This is a genomic window from Shewanella sp. WXL01, assembly GCF_012263345.1.
GTDB classification, from domain to species: domain Bacteria; phylum Pseudomonadota; class Gammaproteobacteria; order Enterobacterales; family Shewanellaceae; genus Shewanella; species Shewanella maritima.
Window position 1 is genome coordinate 274,385 of record NZ_JAAIKQ010000003.1, and the last position, 18,374, is coordinate 292,758.

Consider the following 18,374-nt stretch of genomic DNA (forward strand, 5'->3'; position numbering starts at 1 on the left):
CATGTTTTCAACGGCTTTAAATGTCATCGCAACTGTATGCTTCAACTTTAGCTAGTTAGGCTAGGCTCCCTTTTAGGGAACTCACACAAAGTTACCTTCTTCAGAAGGTGGTAATTCACTTAATCAACCGTCACTTGCGCATTTTTAACTGTGATATTGCCGCTAATGGTTTCTACGCTTAGCTTGCCATCTCCGCTGCCGGCAACAAAGTTAAGCTCTGAACTTGGCATATACTTAGGCTTAACTGGCTTATCTTCTGTCAGCTTGTTACGGATCTTTCCACCTGGGCCGCCAGCAATAGACACTTGCATGGATGGCATAGTCGAAAAGCCGATACTAAGGTTACCGCTGACGCTTTCAATATGGCCTTTACGCAAGCTGTCTGAGAAACCAAGTTCAACATCGCCGCTAACTGTCACCACCTTCACTTTTCCCACATCGCTAAATTGGCCGCGAATATCGCCTGATACCGTTTCAACACTGGCTTTGGTGGCCTTGCTGCTGGCTCTAAGGTCACCACTGACTAGGCGATAGCTAATTTTGCCCATGCTATTTATGTCTTTGATATTGCCAGACACACTTTCTAGCTCGAGCTTGCCCTGGGTATTTTGGCTATTTATGTGCCCAGATACTGTGGTTAACTCGGTATCGCCACTGATTTTTTTCGCCTCGATGTTGCCGCTCACCACCTCTAGTTCCACTTTACCTTGTAGATCATGAAGTGAATAATTTGCCGATACGCCTTCGGCTTCAAGCTGCAATTCATTGGGCACTTTAATGATCAGATTTGAGCCTTGCTTGTTATTGCCTTGATACTGCTTTGGCATTTTATCTTCAATTTCAATGTTGTTGCCGCGTTGCTTAAATATCAGACCTTCTGATAGCTCATCTAGGGTGCCGGTTACTGATACTTCATTTTTGTCCCAACCGATAATTTGCACACTGCCGCGCTGTACTTGCACATCAATATTCGGTGAGCCACTGACAGCAACTTGCTTTGAAACCTGCTCTGCGCTGTAAGCGTTGAAGCTTAGAGTTACTGCGATGAGTAGGGCTGCTTTGATTACGCCCGGTAGATTATTGGCAAGCGGTATAGCCTTATTTGCTAGTAAGTGAGTGCTTAGCTTCATATTGAGGTTCCTTGAGTCTGTTGCTGAAAGTAATGTTGAGATTGTTGTCTTTGTTGTTTGAGTAGTCGTAATTCTCTTTGTTGTAACCAAAGCCACAGTTGCCACAACTGTTGATTAGCAGGGCTTTGTTCTAGTGCCTTTTGAGTTTGCTCAGCGGCGAGTCTTAACTCACTAAGCCCCTGTATCAATGCGCTATCTTGCCAACTTACACTTTTAATATAATGCTCCAGCGTGCTGACCTGCTGTTGGTGCGTCTTAGCAATGGCGTGGATTTCATCGACTAGCTCTGCATGATTAACTGGCTCAACATAATTAACAGGTTCGGAAATAACAGCAGTTGAGTCTTCCACTGGTGCAGGTGCATTGGTATCAATCAACTGCCAGGTGAGTAAACACACACAAGCAAAGCTGGCGGCGATAGCCAGTGGTCGCCAAAACTGACTGTCGCTATTGTCTGTTTGCGTATGGCTGGTTTGTCTACAATCAGTGAGCTCGGGCTCAATAGCGCGCCATAAATCGCGTTGGGGTTTAATGTCGCTCGGTGCCGAGTCAATAAGCGACTGCAAATCGATTTGACCATTGTTGCCATTTGTTGGTGACGTGCTGGAGTCATTGCTGCTAACGTTGTTTTCATTCGTGACAGTCTTTTCATTTATGACAGGGTTTTCACTCATGACAGCATCTCCTGTAATAGTTGTTTGGCTTTAAAATACTGGTTTTTACTGGTGCCCACGGCTATTCCAAGCAGCTTGGCAATTTCATCGTGCTGGTAGCCCTCAAGCGCGGCTAGCACAAACACCATGCGCATGCGCTCAGGCAGTCGCACAATCAACTTATCTAGTTGGTGGTACTCAGTGCTACTAGTGTGTTCATCAGCAAAAGCTTGATCTTGCTGATTTAACTGCTCATGGGATACAAACCGTTGCCAAAAGCTCTTTTGTGCCTTAATGCTGTTGATCGCCTGACGCACACACAAACGATGCAGCCAGGTACTAAACTCACTGTTACCCTCAAACTGCGCCAGCTTATGCCAAAGGCGAACAAAGCACTCCTGCGTAATATCTTCAGCCACACTTGCTTGCCCTGCCATGCGCAAGCTGATGGCATACACCCGGCCATGATGGCGCAAGTACAAGCTATGGAATGCGTTTTTGTCTCCTTGGCGTGCCAGCGCGACAAGCTCAGGGTCTGACATTGGGCTGTTAATAGTGGTGTCCTTTTTGATAACGGGTTCCTTGTTTAACTAATTAGACACAAGCAGATTTAAAATGGTTTATGCAAAAAATTTGTTTTTGATTTTTTTCGTAAAATTGAAAGCCAACTATAATTTACATGCTGGGTTTAACACTAACGAATAGCGATGGCAGATAGTGCTTGCCGCCAGCTAAGGTTTTGATATTGTGTTGAGTAGCAACTCATTAACATATCATTAGTAAATACCTGATTTTACTATTTAGAAATCTAAATAGTTGCCGTTATAAAGGCTAACCCTTTTTATCGCAGCACCTGTAAGGAGCTAAGAATGCTGATAAGAACAAAACTAATAGCTAACGCAACAGTGTCTTTAGTGGCCGTACTAGCAATGTTTTTTCTGCAAACCTTCACCACTTCGACTTTAGAAGATCTTGGCACAGTGACTGAAGACATCCTAAGTATCGAAAAAGAAGTATTGGAACTGCGTAAAGAAGAAAAAGACTTTCTTGCACGCTTAGATATGGAATATGTCGAGGCCCACCAAAAGAACTTTGACGATATTATGGGCTTTATTGGGCATGTAGATGAGGCGATGGAAGATCGCGGTATGCCGACTAATGAGCTCAAGAGCTTAGCGCAAAGCGTGCGGGTTTATCATACCTACTTTAACGAATTGGTCGCCATGAAGCAGGTGATCGGCTTCACCCCTAAAACCGGCCTTTATGGCACTCTACGCTCAGCAGTACACGGAGTTGAGGAAATACTAAAGCAGCATCAGCAAGACGGTTTGTCAGTGATGATGTTGCAGCTAAGACGTAACGAAAAAGATTTTATGTTGCGCCGTGATGCTAAATACATTCAGCGCTTTAATGGCAATATTGAGGCTTTTAGTGCAGCGGTTGATGCATCAGACTTAGATTACAGCGTTAAAAACAATCTCAAAGTAAAAATAGCCCAGTATCGTACTGACTTTAATAACTTAACGGATAATGAAATCAAGCTAGGGTTAACCGAAAATGACGGCAAGCTGGGTCAGCTACGTGAGGCCATTTTCCAAACCGATGCTGTTATTAAGAGTCTGCGTGAAAAAACTATCGTTGAGGTTGACTCGGCGATTGATAGCGCATTTTATACGAGTCTTATTGCCTTCTTGTTAATTGCGATTACCTTAGGCTCAGTGACCTATTACATTATTCTCAATATCATTCGTCCAGTTGAAGATATTACCGAGGTGATAACGCAAATCGAAATCGACAAAGATTTGTCTCTGCGTTGCGATGAGAGCGGCAACGATGAACTTTCACGCATTGCTCAGCATTTTAATGCTATGGTCGCCTCGTTCCAGCACCTTATTGAGCAGGTGAATGATTCTGTAGTAGCCATGAACCATTCTTGTCATGAGCTTTCTGACAATGCGAATCAAGCGTCAGAAGGTGTGTTACGTCAGCTAAATGAAACCGATATGGTGGCCACTGCGGTAACCGAAATGGGGGCAACTATTGAGGAAATTGCTAAAAATACTGAGCTTGCTGCGCAAAAGGCTGGGCAAACCCATGACAACGCTCAGGTTGGTCAAACAGGCGTTAAGCAAACAATTGATAAGATTGAACTGTTAGCCAAACAGCTTAATGACTCATCGCAAGTGGTGTCTGATCTTGAAAGCGACAGTGAAACCATTGGTAGTGTGTTAGATGTGATCCGTGGTATCGCCGAACAAACCAACTTGTTAGCGCTAAATGCGGCAATTGAGGCCGCCCGTGCGGGTGAGCAGGGGCGTGGTTTTGCGGTGGTTGCTGATGAAGTTCGTAATCTTGCAATGCGCACTCAAGAGTCTACAGAAGAGATCTCAGGCATTATTAGTAATTTGCAAAGCCGCACCCAAGCCATTGTGCGTTTGATGGAAACAAGTCAGCAGCAGGGCACCGAGAGTGCACAAGAGGCGGCTAGTGCCGGTGATTTACTGCAGCAGATTAACGAAGACGTGACCAATATTATGGACATGAGCACTCAGATTGCCGCAGCGATTGAAGAGCAGTCAGCGGTGGCTGCTGAGGTAAATAAGAACGTGGTGGTGATCCGTGATATTGCAGAGGCGTCATCACATGCTGCTGAAGAAAATGCCGCATCTTCTGATGATGTGCGTCAGCGTGCAGATGGTCTGCAGCAGGCAGTTAGCCAGTTTAAGGTGTAGCTTTATTAGTCTTTAACTCGGTAATATTTACCCATTAAAAAAGCCTAACGTAAGTTAGGCTTTTTTGTGTCGGCAACTTTAGGCCTATCACGCAAAGATAGACGATAAAGCCCAATTAGCTCTTAATGGTTTTTACCCCTTCAGGCGTACCAACAAGCAGTACATCTGCGCCGCGATGAGCGAATAAACCGTTAGTTACCACACCTACAATCGCGTTTATTTTTTCTTCTAGTGCTTTCGGGTCCATGATTTTCATGTTGTAAACATCTAAAATCACATTGCCATTGTCAGTCACCACACCTTCACGGTACACCGGGTCACCACCAAGTTTTACTAGTTCACGAGCTACATAAGAGCGCGCCATAGGGATAACTTCAACTGGTAGTGGGAACTCGCCAAGAATGTCGACTTGTTTAGTGTTGTCGACAATACAAACGAACTTCTTGGCCACAGCGGCAACAATTTTTTCGCGGGTTAGCGCCGCGCCACCGCCCTTGATCATGTCCATGTGACCGTTGATTTCATCAGCGCCATCAACATAAACATCGAACTCAGGCACGCTGTTTAAGTCGAACACTTCGATGCCAAGAGACTTCATCTTTTCAGTTGAAGCTTCAGAGCTAGATACTGCGCCTTCAATATCATCTTTGATCGTTGCTAATGCGTCGATAAAGTGATTCACAGTCGAGCCTGTGCCTACGCCAACAATCGCACCTTGTTCAACGTATTCTAGTGCAGCCCAGCCTGCGGCTTTTTTCATTTCGTCTTGAGTCATGGCCTGAATTCCATAGGGTATGATTAAATTGGCGAGATTATAGCAAAACTTGCTTCAAATAAGAGGGAGAACTTGAGGTATTTTTTGCTCTAGAGATTGTGCTTGTGATAAACCATTTAGGTTAGCAATTGCTTAAACTTTCGGCGAGTGTTTTCGCTTAGGTTAAATTCCTATGTAATTGTCGTATACTCGGGTGGGTTTGGTTAATTATCATAATAATATGTCTCGTTTTTGTTTTTCATCCGCATTAGTTGCTGGGTGTTTGTTGGCATTAAGCCATTTCAATGCGTTTGCTCAGTCAGATGTACTTTCTAAACAACCGCTTGCCGCTAACAGCGTGATGGTGGTGGATTTAAAGACCAATAAAGTTTTGCATGCTGAAAATGCCGATGAGGTGAGCCCAATAGCCTCGGTATCTAAGCTAATGGCGGCAATGGTCGTGCTTGATGCTAAGTTACCGTTAAAAGAAAAGATTGCCGTTGATGTATCGCAATCGCCTATTATGCGCAACGTGCACTCACGTATTCGTATCGGCAGTAAAGTTACCCGCGAAAATATGCTGATCATGACGCTTATCGCCTCAGAAAATCGCGCGGCAACGTCACTTGCCCATCATTACCCCGGCGGCTTTAAAGCATTTGTTAAAGCAATGAATGCGAAAGCGAAAGCGCTGTCGATGAATTCAACCCATTTTGATGAGCCAAGTGGTTTGTCGGAGAGCAATGTATCTAGCGCCAGCGATCTGATTAAGCTGTTAAAAGCCAGCCAGAGTTACCCAGAGCTAAAGCGTTTGAGCTCAATGCCAAAGCGCCATGTTATTTTTTCTAAACCACGTTACAAGCTCGATTTTCACAATACCAATAAGTTGGTTTTCAAGGATAGCTGGGATATAGCGCTAACCAAGACGGGTTACACCAGTAAAGCTGGGCAATGTTTAGTGATGCTGGCTGAAATGAATAAGCGCGAAGTTGCGTTTGTGGTGCTAGACGCATTTGGTAAATACACTCACCTAGCTGACGCCAATCGCTTTAAGCGGTATCTTGAAACTGGCAAGGTATCCAAGGTGCCAAAAGAGGCGCAAAAATACAAACAGCAGAAGCAAACTCAGTAGTTACTAATATCAGTCGTTTGCGATTTCAGCACTTCACCGAATAGATGTTTGCTGTTGTTAGCAACGAAAATAGGAGGCTAAATCTAGCCTCCTTTTTTATACCTGAGTTTGTATTGCTAACTGCTAAAGCACGTTAATCAATTAGCAAGGCTAAACCAAGGAGTGCGATGGAGGCAATTGCCGCTACCTTGTACATCCAAGAGTTGTCTCTTAGCTGCTTGTTACGCTCTGTTTGTTCAGTATCGTTAATGCTAGCAACAAGGCTACTTGCTTGTTTTACCTTAGTATCAACTTCAGCAAATGAAGCATCTTGTTGAGACTGCTCACTGCACGGTGACAGCTCTGTCACAATTGATATATCAGCTTTAAATGCATACATAGTGATGCGCTGGCTACCCTTGGCAAACATTTCTTTTTCACTACGTAGATTTAATATGGCATTACAGCCCATCTTATCTGCGATTTGACGTAAATGCTCACGCCCTTGATTAGGGTCTTTAAAGAAGCGGGTAGTAACACTGTGTCCAACTTCAATTGCCCCCGATTTTGGCGTCTTATGTTTAGTGGTAATAAAGTCAGAAAGTGACTTAACAAAATATGAGCGACAAATGCTGACCTCTTTTGCTGCAATACCTTTTGGTGTTGGGGTAGGGGTAAAGTCTACCTGAACGCCTGGTACAAGCTGAGGTTCTAATTCTGGATTGCCTAGGCTCGAAATATGGAGGAAGTAACTCTCGCCGTCTTCACCTCTTACAAAACCATATTTCTTGCTCGACATATACGAGATGATTTCACCTTTCACGTGCTTTCCTTAGTTACTTTATATAGTGGACTAGGAGCCAGGTAGGGTGATGTTTAAACAAAGCTTTATCACCGCTTAACCCCTAAAGGGACGTTGAGCGGTGATGCGCAAATAGGCAAAAGTACGGTATATATGCGTACTTAGGCAATCATAGTAACTTCATTAAACAAATGGTCCGTTGGGCCCACTACTACAAATATTAATGAATCTGTAACATGTTGTTTTAAAATATGATAATTACTGGGAAAGCAAAGAGTAAAGACAAACTATTTTTCAATTTGTATCTTTGAGAGGGCGGCACAGTTGTCACTTTTTTATACACTTAGTCGACATTTAATCATGTTTACCGTATTTACATCCAATTACGTGTCACACTTTTGCTATCTAAGCAGTCAAAAAAGTCATACAAATTGAGCGTTAGCGCTTAACCTACCACCTCTATCGAATTAATCAGTGACTAAGGTCATGTTTTTATTATCTAATCTCTAGATAGACTTAATCTATTTATGTTGATTTACCCATAAACAGTGACTAATTACTCTGTATCCAAATCCACATAGTTTATAAGGTTTAAACATGACCAAGTCACTTACGTCTTTGAGTTTATCGACTCTCGCTGTTAGCTGTGCATTATCCTTTGGGGTTGCTAATGCCGAGGAGCCTATCAGCATTATTGAGCCTGCAAAAATTACTGAGCCTGAGAAAGTTGAGCTAGGCAAAATGCTGTTCTTTGAGCCAAGACTGTCTATGTCGGGTTTTATCTCTTGTAACTCTTGCCATAACTTATCGCTAGGCGGTGTTGATGCACTACCTACATCCATCGGCCACGAGTGGCAACAAGGACCGATTAATTCTCCAACTGTGCTTAATGCCGACTTTATGCTGGCACAGTTTTGGGACGGCCGCGCTAAGGACTTAAAAGAGCAAGCGGCGGGACCTATCGCGAATCCAAAAGAGATGGGTTATACCCATGACCTAGCAGTAGACACTATTCGCTCAATGCCAGCTTATGTTGCTCGTTTTGAAAAAATCTATGGCTCAGAAGAGGTGAACATCGACCGTATTACCGATGCGATTGCCACCTTTGAGAAAACCTTGGTAACGCCACACAGTGACTTTGATAAGTATCTTCAAGGCGACGAAAATGCCATTAGTGCAGATGCGAAAGCTGGCTATCAGGTGTTTAAAGATCAAGGCTGTACTGCATGCCACAATGGCCCAGCAGTAGGCGGTACCATGTATATGAAGATGGGCTTAGTGAAACCTTTCCACACCGATAACCCATCAGAGGGGCGCAAAGCGGTAACGGGTTTAGAAGCCGACAAATTTGTGTTTAAGGTGCCAACGCTGAGAAACATTGAGCTAACCTACCCATACTTCCATGATGGTAGCGTATGGACCTTAGAAGAAGCCGTAAACACCATGGCTGACATTCAGTTAGGGCAGGCGTTAACCGAGCAAGAAACTAAGCAAATGGTTGAGTTCTTAAAAACATTAACTGGCGAGCAACCACAAATAACCTTGCCAATCTTACCGCCATCAAATGCTAATACACCTCGCCCAGTGCCGTTTAAGTAATCATTTTTTGCTTGAGTAACCAAGTTAGGTTAAAAGCGTGTCAGATACTCTGGCGCGCTTTTTAGTTTTAGATTTTGTTATGTTTAAAGCTACCAGTGATGGAATTTAATGCAAATTATCCTACTTAATACTGACTGCGAGGGTTATGTTTATCACCGATACTGAAATGCTTTGCCTGAATCGGTATAGTGGTAAAACCCTTATGTTGTAAATAATCTCTCGAGTGACAAGCAATGGACGCTTACACCCTACAAGTCTCGACAGCGATGGCCAGTGCCATTATGTTCCTTACGCTGTTATCGCTATACCTATCAAGCAACCGCAACCGCTGCCTTGTAGATTGGTCGTTATCTGGATTGTTCTTTTTTATCAGTAACTGTATTGGTTTGCTCAGCTACTATGGTCCTGTACCGTATATTCTTGGCCCAGCTCTAGCCAATATGTTGTACCTGCTGGCTCATCTTGCGATTTGGGTTGGCATTCGTCGTCACCTTGGGTTATTACCAAGATGGGACGTGGCAATTCTCGCGTCACTGGCACTGTTTATTTGTCATTATGTACCAGGGTTGCTTGATACCATTACCAATCGCTTATTAATTATTTACCCGCTATTGATGGTGATAAACCTGTCGGTGCTGTGGGTGCTTATCCGCGCTGTATCTAAGGCGCCGGATTATCACATTGCTTATTTTCCTTTAATGTTTGCTGAGGTGATTTTCTTCACTCAGCAGTTTGTGCGCTTTTTGGTGGTGGTATTTGATCAGCAACTACCATTAACCAAAGCAGGTGATGAGTTCTTGCAAACTTCTGGCTCCCTAGCGGTATTAGCATTTTTGTCTTTGGTGAACATGGCTTGTGGTTTGATTGTGTTCCGCAAGCAAGAAATAGCCCTGCGAAAGGCTTCGCATACAGATCAGCTGACCGGCTGGATGAATCGCGGCGCACTTGATACCGTGGCATCGGAAGCATTTGATGCGGGCAAACAAGGTAATAGCGATTTTTGTATTGTGATGATCGACATCGACCACTTTAAGAAGATTAATGATGACTTTGGGCATCAGTTTGGTGATATGGCGCTTAAGCATGTAACCAAATTAGCCCAGGAGTCGATGCGAACCAGTGATCATTTGTTCCGCTACGGTGGTGAGGAGTTTTTGCTGTTGTTTAGCGGTGAAGATGTGGTGAACTTGCACCTGTTATCACAGCGGCTTAAGCAGCGGATTGAGAACTCGCCGCTGGAGTTTAAAGGGCATTCAATTCCGCTGACTGTATCCATTGGTATTGCCAAGCAAGAGCGGGACGACCCTCATTGGGAAGAGCTATTACACCGAGCAGATCTTGCCCTGTACCACTCAAAGCGCCAGGGACGCAATCAGGTGAGCTTCCATGATGGTGATGCGCCTATTTTATTGGAAGCCAGACCGTCATTTTAATTTGCTGAGGGGCAAAGCCCCTCATTGTCTAGGGTTACTCAACATTATCTAGCGCATTGAGATGAATTTGATAAAGGTTGCCGCGACCATTTTCTACTCGGGTAAAGAATAGGTATTTGCCATCTGGCGATATAATTGGGGTGAATTCATGGTTAGCGGTATTCACTTTATCACCTAAGCTTTTGGCCTTGGTCCACTCGCCATTGACCTTACGGGCAATGTACAAGTCACCTTTACCTAAACTGTCTGCACGTCCCTTAATGCTCAGCAACATTACCGTGCCATCGCGGCTCACCATAGAGTCGCCAATACTGGCATTTTTACCAAAGATAGCTTCATCTAAGGCGACAGGTTTAGCAAAGCTATTTTCCCCCTGTTTTTTAGCTACATACATGGTGCGGCGGTTATCTCTAAATGAAGGGAAGTACAAGTCACCACTATCTGTAATCGATGGATATAAATCATCAGCATTTGAGCTTAGCTCCGCTAGGTATTCTGGCGCCTCCCAGCTTGAGCTATCCCCTGAGCCACTATCTCCAGAAACACCGTCTGCTGAAACAATAAGCTTAGTCCGCCAAATGTTGACAGTCTCTGCCAGCGCCTCGCCTTGATTAATTGGCCTTTTTGATACGAAGTAGACCTGACTATAGTCGGCATTGTAATAAGGGTCGGCTTCAAGGTATTTACCGGAAAAGGGCAGGGCTTTTGGCGTTTGCCATTGGCCATTTTTGTAGTCAGATTCCATCATGGTGCAGCGGCTAAAATCATCACTGCAGCGCGCAAATAACACCTTATCGCCAGTTTTATTAAACACAGTGTTGATCTCAAAATGCGCTTGGGTTGAGATGATGCCAGGAGCGAACTCGACTGCTTTATCGTAAGCCGCAGGGTTGTAATATGGAGCCTTGCTAGCCTTTTTGATATTAGTCGTATCTGCCGCACAGGCTATTTGGCTGCTAATTAGCGCACTTCCGGTGAGTAATAGTGTTGCTGCAAATGTCAGTTTACTTTTCAGCTGAGTCGATGCTTTGTGGTGAATGTCGGTCATGATGTTTCCTGTTAGGGGCTGCTCTTGGTCATAAACACAAGGCTTGCGATACAAAACCAGCAACTTACGGCATAGCGAAGAACCTGCCGAATACAGGCACTGGTTAAATTGTCGACATCATAACCTGATTAAATACCAATGTGAATCAAAGTTCGCATTTATCAGTGTGGCTGCAATTGTTGACTGGCAAGCTTTGGTGTAAACAACAATGTTCGCCGATTGGTTTTATCTTGCGTCACGGTCATTTCAATTTGCTGTTCATTTGCCTCGGTGCCAAATGTGTCTACAGCGAATTCAAGGCTGGCGTGCCGATAATTTTGGTTATCGAGTTGATTACTCTTAAGCGTAAATTGACCCAGCACAATGAGCTGTTTTGAGGGCGATTTACCATGGGAAGCCAGTGATAGCATGATGCCGCGAAGTGGCAGTTGATCTTTGTGGGCTGCACTTTTAGCTGTACTTACCGCCGCACCTTCCTCTGTGATATCCACACTAGACAGTTGCACTCGCGATAAGACTTGCTGCTTAATGAATTGGCGATGACGCTCAAGTTCCGCACTTGATAACAGTTCATCCTGGTCATCATCAATTCCATTAAAGGCTGACACCGGTAGAGATAACACCATATACACTTGGTTATTGACTATGTTCAGCGTGCCTTTTTGTGCCACCATCATGTGAGCGTTACTCTGGCCGCTAACAAACGCTGCTACTAGCGTTAACACGAGCCAAAGGGAAGAGGTCTTTAGTGACATTATATCGCCCCTTTGATGCAACGTTGAAAGTAAGGGTAGGTGTCAGTGGCATAATAATGATAGATGCCTTGCGGAAACTCGGGTGTAACACCAAAGCGGCCATTGCATTCATCTAAATCGCCGCTGCCAGCGACGTATTGCCAGTCCTGAGCAAAGGTACCTAAAGGGTAGATATCAACACTGGGGCGATTGCTACTTGTAGAGCTAACGAGTTGATAACTGCCCAGCATGGGGCGAATGCTTGAACTAGCATTTTCAGCCTGGTCATAGCCATAGCGCGCATAGATAGGAAAACCATCAGCCGCCCAGGCAATTAAGGTGATACGACCTTCGCCGCCACCTTGTAATTCGATAAACCCTTCTGGCATGCCATGGTAATGATATTGACCGTCAGGTTGTACATGCGCGTTATTGTCATCGGTGCCAAAATTAAAGTTCGATTGACCGAGGGCTTCGATGTTCCAGTTGCCTTCATTGCCAATCAAGCTACAGTTATTGCCCGAGTCATCGCAGGTACCTGCTGTACTGGCATCGATTTTTACACCATTAAGTACGTAACCCAGCACGCCTCGTGGGCCACCAAGTGTGGTGGCATTATCGGTTTGCACCGGGTCTAAGCTGTAGCTAGCAGTTACATCATATTCATAGATGTAGTTTGGGTTGCCAGAGTTGGGAAACTCGCCAGTTGCATGATCAGGTATGCCGTTGGCATCTAGCAGCCTAGCGTTGCTATCGCATGTCCATTTGGCATTACTGGTATTCATTACCGATGGCGACTCGTTGTAGCTGCTATTTTCATAGTCACAAAGCACATTAGCGGTCAGCCCCGAACTACCTGTGTCTCCCGAATTATCGCCTGAGTCGCCACTCGAATCTTCTCCAGAGTTGTCCTCGGAGCCGTCAGAGACAGGTGTTTCGCTCGCAGCTTGATTATCAGAGTCACCGCCGCAGCCGACTAGCGTTAGGCTAGCCATTAATATGATTGCAAGGTGAGTACATTGAAGGTTGAACAAGCGGGTAAATGTCATAACCAGGCTCCAGTTAACAGTTTGTTAATTGTAGCCTAGTAGGTAAATGTGCATCGTTGATGTAGAAAATGTGCAGAGATCGTGCAGATTTGTCTGTCCAATAGTTTAATAAGCTAACCGCTGGGTGATTGGAGGTGTTTTTGAGCTTACTGTTATTTCGAGATGTGAGTTGCGGCTGATAATTGCTGTTGAATCTCGGTTGTACTCAGCCGCGTCTTTAACATCAAAAGCTACTCAGGATCATAATCCAACACAGGTGCTAACCATTTCTCGGTTTCAGCAACTGTCATCCCTTTACGTTTAGCGTAGTCTTCTACCTGATCTTTACCGACATTAGTCACACCAAAATAGCGCGATTGTGGATGAGCAAAGTACCAGCCAGACACTGCTGCCGTTGGGTACATGGCGTAACTTTCTGTGATATTCAGGTCAATGCACTCATCGGGCTTAAGTAAATCCCATAGCAGGCCTTTTTCTGTATGATCTGGGCAAGCAGGGTAGCCTGGGGCTGGGCGAATGCCTTTATACTTCTCGCGAATCAGCGCTTCATTGTCTAAGGCTTCATCAGACGCGTAGCCCCAAAACTCTTTACGTACACGTTCATGCATACGCTCAGCAAAGGCTTCAGCTAAGCGGTCCGCTAAGCATTTGAGCATAATCGCGTTGTAGTCATCGTGAGCGGCTTCAAAACGTGCGATATGCTCATCAATGCCATGCCCCGCGGTTACTGCAAATCCACCCATGTAATCCGCAACGCCACTAGTTTTTGGTGCGACAAAATCACTTAAACAGAAGTTGTCGTTACCTACGCGCTCAAGTTGCATCCGTAGATGGTGAGTCGTCATCAGTACTTGCTCGCGGCTTTCATCGGTATATAGCTCAATATCGTCATGGTTAACTGTATTGGCAGGGAACAAGCCAATGACGCCTTTGGCGGTCAGCCATTTTTCTTTGATAATGGTTTCAAGCATGGCTTTACCATCTTTAAACAGCTTGCGCGCTTCTTCACCGACTACCTCGTCTTCAAGAATATCTGGGAAGCGGCCGTGCAGCTCCCAGCTTCTAAAAAATGGTGTCCAGTCGATACGGTCGACTAAATCTTCTAATGGGTAGTCATCAAACACTTGCTTGCCCAGCACTTTTGGGGTGAACGGCGTATAGTTATCCCAATCGTGTTGGCAGCGGTTTTCCCGCGCATCTTCTATAGAGACAATGTTTTTGCGCTTGGTTTGTGACAGACGCTTTTCTCGCATTACGTCGTATTCTTTATATATCTCATCAATCGTAGTGTGACGGGTGTCGTCGTTGATTAGTTTAGAGACCATAGGTACGGCGCGTGAAGCATCTGCAATGTAGATAGCGCCATGTGGATAGTGCGGTGCAATTTTTACTGCTGTGTGAATTTTCGAGCAGGTGGCGCCGCCAATGATGGCAGGTAAGGTTAGGCCTTCACGCTCAAAGGTTTTTACATTGTGTACCATCTCATCAAGACTTGGAGTGATAAGCCCCGACATCCCGATAATATCGACGTTTTCGGCTTTGGCGACTTCAATGATTTTTTCAACCGGTACCATTACCCCAAGATCAATGACCTCATAACCGTTACACGCGAGCACGACGCCAACAATGTTTTTGCCAATGTCGTGAACATCGCCTTTTACGGTCACCATCAACACCTTGCCGTTGGACTGTCCTTCGACTTTTTCGGCTTCAATAAATGGGTTGAGGTAGGCAACCGCTTTTTTCATAACCCGAGCTGATTTTACCACTTGCGGTAGGAACATTTTACCTGCGCCAAATAAATCACCCACCACGTTCATGCCGTCCATCAACGGCCCTTCAATGACATCCAGTGGTCTTGAGGCTTGTAGGCGCGCTTCTTCGGTGTCTTGGTCAATGTACTCTGTAATGCCTTTTACTAGGGCGTGAGATAAGCGCTCAGCAACAGGCAGCTCGCGCCAGGCGAGGTCTTCTTTTTTACCTGCTTGTTTGCCGTCGCCGCGGAACTTCTCTGCTACGTCCAATAAAATTTCAGTATTGCTGGTGCCTTCAACTGGGCATGGAAGGTTAAGTACTACGTTCTCAACTTTCTCTTTTAGCTCTGGGTCGATGTCATCGTAAATGGCTAGCTGACCTGCGTTAACAATACCCATGTCCATGCCGACTTTAATCGCATGGTATAAGAACACCGCGTGAATGGCTTCACGCACCACGTTATTACCACGAAACGAGAATGACACATTCGACACGCCGCCTGAGATCATGGCGTGGGGCAGGGTGGCTTTAATGTCTTTAATCGCCTCAATAAAATCGACAGCATAGTTGTCGTGCTCGTCGATACCAGTGGCAATCGCGAAAATGTTCGGGTCAAAAATAATGTCTTCAGGCGGGAAGCCAACCACATCTACCAATAGATGATAGGCACGGGTACAAATCTCGGTTTTACGCTCGCGCGTATCTGCCTGACCGTCTTCATCAAATGCCATCACAATGGCAGCTGCGCCGTAGCGTTTAACCAGGGTGGCTTGCTCGATAAAGGCTTGCTCGCCTTCTTTCATCGAGATCGAGTTAACAATGGACTTGCCTTGAACACACTTAAGGCCCGCTTCAATCACTTCCCACTTTGATGAGTCGATCATGATTGGTACGCGGGAGATATCTGGCTCAGATGCGATAAGGTTTAAGAACTTTTGCATGTTGGCGACGCCATCAAGCATGCCCTCATCCATATTGACGTCGATGATCTGCGCGCCGTTTTCAACCTGCTCGCGCACTACATCCAGCGCTTCTTCAAACTTTTCTTCTTTAATAAGGCGCAAAAACTTAGCTGAGCCAGTCACGTTCGCGCGCTCCCCCACATTGACAAACAGTGAGTCTGAATCAATGGTCAGCGGCTCTAGACCTGACAAACGACAGGCCACCGGAATATCTGGCAGCTTGCGCGGCTCAAATTGCTCAACGGTTTGTTTTATCGCGCTAATGTGGGCAGGCGTACTACCACAGCAGCCGCCGACAATATTAAGCATGCCAGCTTGAGCCCACTCGCCAATCACCTCAGCCATTTCTTCAGGCGTTTCATCGTAGCCACCAAACTCATTTGGTAGACCCGCATTAGGATGCGCAGACACGTAGCACTCAGAAATACGAGCTAGCTCTTCGATGTAAGGGCGCAGCTCTTTTGGACCTAGGGCGCAGTTAAGACCGATAGATAAAGGCTTGATGTGCCTTAACGAGTTGTAAAACCCCTCGGTGGTTTGCCCGGTTAAGGTGCGGCCTGACGCATCGGTAATCGTGCCCGAAATCATCACTGGCAAGCGCTCGCCAATAGTGTCGAATACTGACTCAATGGCAAATAGTGCCGCTTTTGCGTTAAGGGTATCGAAAATGGTTTCAACCAGAATGATGTCAGCGCCGCCGTCGATTAACGCTTGAGTGGACTCAGTGTAGGCAGCGACAAGGTCATCAAAGTGGATATTACGAAAGCCTGGGTCATTTACATCTGGACTGATAGAGCAAGTACGGTTAGTTGGGCCAAGCACACCGGCAACAAAACAGCTACGACCTGTCTCGGCCTCTACTTCATCTGCGGCTTCACGGGCAAGACGCGCACCTTCAAAGTTAATTTCGGCTGACTGCGCTTGCATATCGTAGTCGGCCATGGCGATGGTGGTCGCATTGAAGGTATTGGTCTCAAGAATGTCACAACCTGCGAGCAGGTATTCGCGATGGATTTGCTTGATGATATTTGGCTGGGTTAACACCAGCATATCATTGTTGCCTTTGACATCGCAGTGCCAGTCTTTAAAGCGTTCACCTCTAAAGTCAGCTTCTTCGAGCTTGTAGTCCTGGATCATGGTACCCATAGCGCCATCTAAAAACAGCGTGCGCTGCTCTAGCAATTGCTCTAGTTGCTGTAGGGTTTGGCTATGGGAACGCGCTTTATCCATTACTAAGGTACCTCTAAGTAAGCTTTTATTGCCGTTTATCATCCGCGTGTAGCATTGTGCTGAGTATTATTTATTACCACAATGTCGCTATCTAACTAACTATTTATGGGTATTTAATGATTTAAATAACTAAACTAGTTGAGTCTAGCAGCTCGGAGTTTTAGACTTTTATACGTATAGACGTCCATAATAAGCGAGTTGCTTAGAATAGAGCAAGGCGGTTTTATGAAAATTATTAAGTTGTGGTTATTGCGCCACGGTGAATGTGAGGGCGGACAAATTCTGCGTGGTAAGGTTGATGTCGCGTTATCTGATGCTGGACAAGCACAAATGAGCCGCGCAGCATCACGCATTGAGCCAAGCGTTGATAGAGTGTTTAGTTCATCGCTGCAGCGCTGCGCCAATTGGAGTCAGGGGTACGCAAAGGAAAAATCCCTTGAATGTCAGCTGGTTGAAGGGCTAGAAGAAATCGACTTTGGCGTGTGGGATGGGCAATCTTTCGAGCAGCTTTATCAAGACTATGATGAACAAATGCAAGCCTACTGGTGCGATCCATGGGATGAGCAACATACTCCAGAAAATGGTGAGTCTTTATTGAGTTTTCAGCAGCGGGTGTTGCTAGCATTAGAGCCTGTGATTAATGAGGTGGCGCAGATTGAACCTGATACCAATATTAGTGCCAATATGAGCTCCAACACTCATGTTAATCACAGTGGGGAAACAGAGGCATTTGTGCCTAGCGCGCTAATAGTGACTCACGGCGGGGTGATAAAAGCCTTGCTGGCACATGTATTAAGTACGGGGCAAACAGCCTCAATGTTCAGTCACTTTAAACTGCCTTATGCGGCGCTGTTAAGTTTGGATGTGTATGTCGAGGGCGATGATATTGATAATTGTCAGTTTTGTTTGAACTGGCCTGAAATATAAAGGATTTTGTAACGGCTATTGGAGAGTCGCTTAAGTTAGGCGATAATCAAAGCGTTATATGAAGGTTGACCTCAATTGTGAATGTCTATCGCACCTGTTATTCATGTGTATTGGGAGTATATGAGCTTTGAGGTAGCAAGCCTCTTTAGCAGGGATGCTAAAGTGGAGCCCATAATGTAAACATAGGGGACGATTTTACGGCGTCTTGCGCTATCAAAGTTCGTGTGCTCCGATGGTTAGAGCACTCATGCTCTTGCCTTGACGGTTAACCCATATTTAAATTCATTTTGATTTGGCATCAGGGAATCGGGCAATCCCGAACTGTACCCGCAACTGTGATGGTGGTTATTGTTTAACTTCACCTTTGAAGTGAATGAAGTTAGTGAAACAAGCCGCCTAAGTCAGATACCTATGCCGATGTCTTGCAGATGTCCTGCAGGATAAATCAAATCCAG

General features: G+C 45.3%; 14 protein-coding genes and 1 riboswitch. Of the genes, 5 read left to right on the plus strand and 9 right to left on the minus strand.

What is annotated here, in order from left to right; genetic code table 11:
* Positions 1-119: 119 nt before the first annotated feature.
* Genes G3R49_RS09975 through G3R49_RS09985 form a run of 3 tightly spaced genes read right to left on the minus strand, consistent with a single transcriptional unit; the run spans position 120 to position 2,325 of the window.
* Positions 120-1,130, minus strand: coding sequence for a DUF4097 family beta strand repeat-containing protein (locus tag G3R49_RS09975; RefSeq protein WP_167869558.1), 1,011 nt, complete (start codon positions 1,128-1,130; stop codon positions 120-122).
* Complete coding sequence (locus G3R49_RS09980) at positions 1,127-1,804, minus strand: hypothetical protein (protein WP_167869559.1); 678 nt, start codon at positions 1,802-1,804, stop codon at positions 1,127-1,129. The genes G3R49_RS09975 and G3R49_RS09980 overlap by 4 nt, the downstream gene beginning before the upstream one ends.
* Positions 1,801-2,325, minus strand: a complete 525-nt coding sequence (locus G3R49_RS09985) for an RNA polymerase sigma factor (protein ID WP_167869560.1) — start codon at positions 2,323-2,325, stop codon at positions 1,801-1,803. The genes G3R49_RS09980 and G3R49_RS09985 overlap by 4 nt, the downstream gene beginning before the upstream one ends.
* Positions 2,326-2,652: 327 nt before the next feature.
* Between G3R49_RS09985 and G3R49_RS09990 the strand changes: the two genes are divergently transcribed.
* Positions 2,653-4,515 carry a methyl-accepting chemotaxis protein gene (locus G3R49_RS09990; protein ID WP_167869561.1) on the plus strand — a complete coding sequence of 621 codons (1,863 nt, stop codon included), beginning with the start codon at positions 2,653-2,655 and terminating at the stop codon, positions 4,513-4,515.
* Positions 4,516-4,630: 115 nt separating this feature from the next.
* Here the strand turns inward: G3R49_RS09990 and rpiA are convergent, their stop codons facing one another.
* A complete protein-coding gene (gene rpiA, locus G3R49_RS09995) occupies positions 4,631-5,290 on the minus strand; it encodes a ribose-5-phosphate isomerase RpiA (RefSeq protein WP_130601389.1) in 660 nt (219 codons plus the stop codon).
* 220 nt (positions 5,291-5,510) lie between these two features.
* Here rpiA and pbpG point away from each other — a divergent pair, with 220 nt between their 5' ends.
* Entirely contained in the window at positions 5,511-6,401 is an 891-nt protein-coding gene (gene pbpG / locus G3R49_RS10000) for a D-alanyl-D-alanine endopeptidase (protein ID WP_167869562.1), read from the plus strand.
* A 133-nt stretch (positions 6,402-6,534) separates the two neighbouring features.
* Here the strand turns inward: pbpG and G3R49_RS10005 are convergent, their stop codons facing one another.
* Positions 6,535-7,203, minus strand: a complete 669-nt coding sequence (locus G3R49_RS10005; protein ID WP_130601393.1) for a cold shock domain-containing protein — start codon at positions 7,201-7,203, stop codon at positions 6,535-6,537.
* Between the two features lie 576 nt (positions 7,204-7,779).
* On the opposite strand from G3R49_RS10005, the gene G3R49_RS10010 reads away from it, so the two are divergent.
* Entirely contained in the window at positions 7,780-8,781 is a 1,002-nt protein-coding gene (locus tag G3R49_RS10010) for a cytochrome-c peroxidase (protein WP_167869563.1), read from the plus strand.
* Positions 8,782-9,014: 233 nt separating this feature from the next.
* Positions 9,015-10,214, plus strand: a complete 1,200-nt coding sequence (locus tag G3R49_RS10015; RefSeq protein ID WP_130601397.1) for a GGDEF domain-containing protein — start codon at positions 9,015-9,017, stop codon at positions 10,212-10,214.
* Between the two features lie 34 nt (positions 10,215-10,248).
* Here the strand turns inward: G3R49_RS10015 and G3R49_RS10020 are convergent, their stop codons facing one another.
* The 4 genes from G3R49_RS10020 to metH form a co-directional block, all read right to left on the minus strand.
* Complete coding sequence (locus G3R49_RS10020) at positions 10,249-11,262, minus strand: PD40 domain-containing protein (protein WP_167869564.1); 1,014 nt, start codon at positions 11,260-11,262, stop codon at positions 10,249-10,251.
* A gap of 161 nt (positions 11,263-11,423) precedes the next feature.
* Positions 11,424-12,017: a hypothetical protein gene (locus G3R49_RS10025; RefSeq protein ID WP_167869565.1), complete on the minus strand. Its 594-nt coding sequence runs from the start codon at positions 12,015-12,017 to the stop codon at positions 11,424-11,426.
* On the minus strand, positions 12,017-13,045 hold the full coding sequence (locus G3R49_RS10030; RefSeq protein ID WP_245335329.1) for a YHYH protein: 1,029 nt from the start codon (positions 13,043-13,045) through the stop codon (positions 12,017-12,019). Before G3R49_RS10030 ends, G3R49_RS10025 begins: the two co-directional genes overlap by 1 nt.
* A gap of 230 nt (positions 13,046-13,275) precedes the next feature.
* The gene (metH, locus tag G3R49_RS10035) at positions 13,276-16,992 is read right to left on the minus strand and encodes a methionine synthase (protein WP_167869566.1); all 3,717 of its coding nucleotides are present in this window, start codon (positions 16,990-16,992) and stop codon (positions 13,276-13,278) included.
* A gap of 225 nt (positions 16,993-17,217) precedes the next feature.
* Here metH and G3R49_RS10040 point away from each other — a divergent pair, with 225 nt between their 5' ends.
* A complete protein-coding gene (locus G3R49_RS10040; protein WP_167869567.1) occupies positions 17,218-17,919 on the plus strand; it encodes a histidine phosphatase family protein in 702 nt (233 codons plus the stop codon).
* Positions 17,920-18,174: 255 nt separating this feature from the next.
* Positions 18,175-18,351: riboswitch (cobalamin riboswitch) on the plus strand.
* Positions 18,352-18,374 lie beyond the last annotated feature (23 nt).

Excerpts from the sequence above, each read along its gene's own strand:
- G3R49_RS09975 (WP_167869558.1), bottom strand. The coding sequence starts at position 1,130 with ATGAAGCTAAGCACTCACTTACTAGCAAATAAGGCTATACCGCTTGCC.
- G3R49_RS09980 (WP_167869559.1), bottom strand. The coding sequence starts at position 1,804 with ATGAGTGAAAACCCTGTCATAAATGAAAAGACTGTCACGAATGAAAAC.
- G3R49_RS09985 (WP_167869560.1), bottom strand. The coding sequence starts at position 2,325 with ATGTCAGACCCTGAGCTTGTCGCGCTGGCACGCCAAGGAGACAAAAAC.
- G3R49_RS09990 (WP_167869561.1), top strand. The coding sequence starts at position 2,653 with ATGCTGATAAGAACAAAACTAATAGCTAACGCAACAGTGTCTTTAGTG.
- rpiA (WP_130601389.1), bottom strand. The coding sequence starts at position 5,290 with ATGACTCAAGACGAAATGAAAAAAGCCGCAGGCTGGGCTGCACTAGAA.
- pbpG (WP_167869562.1), top strand. The coding sequence starts at position 5,511 with ATGTCTCGTTTTTGTTTTTCATCCGCATTAGTTGCTGGGTGTTTGTTG.
- G3R49_RS10010 (WP_167869563.1), top strand. The coding sequence starts at position 7,780 with ATGACCAAGTCACTTACGTCTTTGAGTTTATCGACTCTCGCTGTTAGC.
- G3R49_RS10015 (WP_130601397.1), top strand. The coding sequence starts at position 9,015 with ATGGACGCTTACACCCTACAAGTCTCGACAGCGATGGCCAGTGCCATT.
- G3R49_RS10020 (WP_167869564.1), bottom strand. The coding sequence starts at position 11,262 with ATGACCGACATTCACCACAAAGCATCGACTCAGCTGAAAAGTAAACTG.
- G3R49_RS10025 (WP_167869565.1), bottom strand. The coding sequence starts at position 12,017 with ATGTCACTAAAGACCTCTTCCCTTTGGCTCGTGTTAACGCTAGTAGCA.
- G3R49_RS10030 (WP_245335329.1), bottom strand. The coding sequence starts at position 13,045 with ATGACATTTACCCGCTTGTTCAACCTTCAATGTACTCACCTTGCAATC.
- metH (WP_167869566.1), bottom strand. The coding sequence starts at position 16,992 with ATGGATAAAGCGCGTTCCCATAGCCAAACCCTACAGCAACTAGAGCAA.
- G3R49_RS10040 (WP_167869567.1), top strand. The coding sequence starts at position 17,218 with ATGAAAATTATTAAGTTGTGGTTATTGCGCCACGGTGAATGTGAGGGC.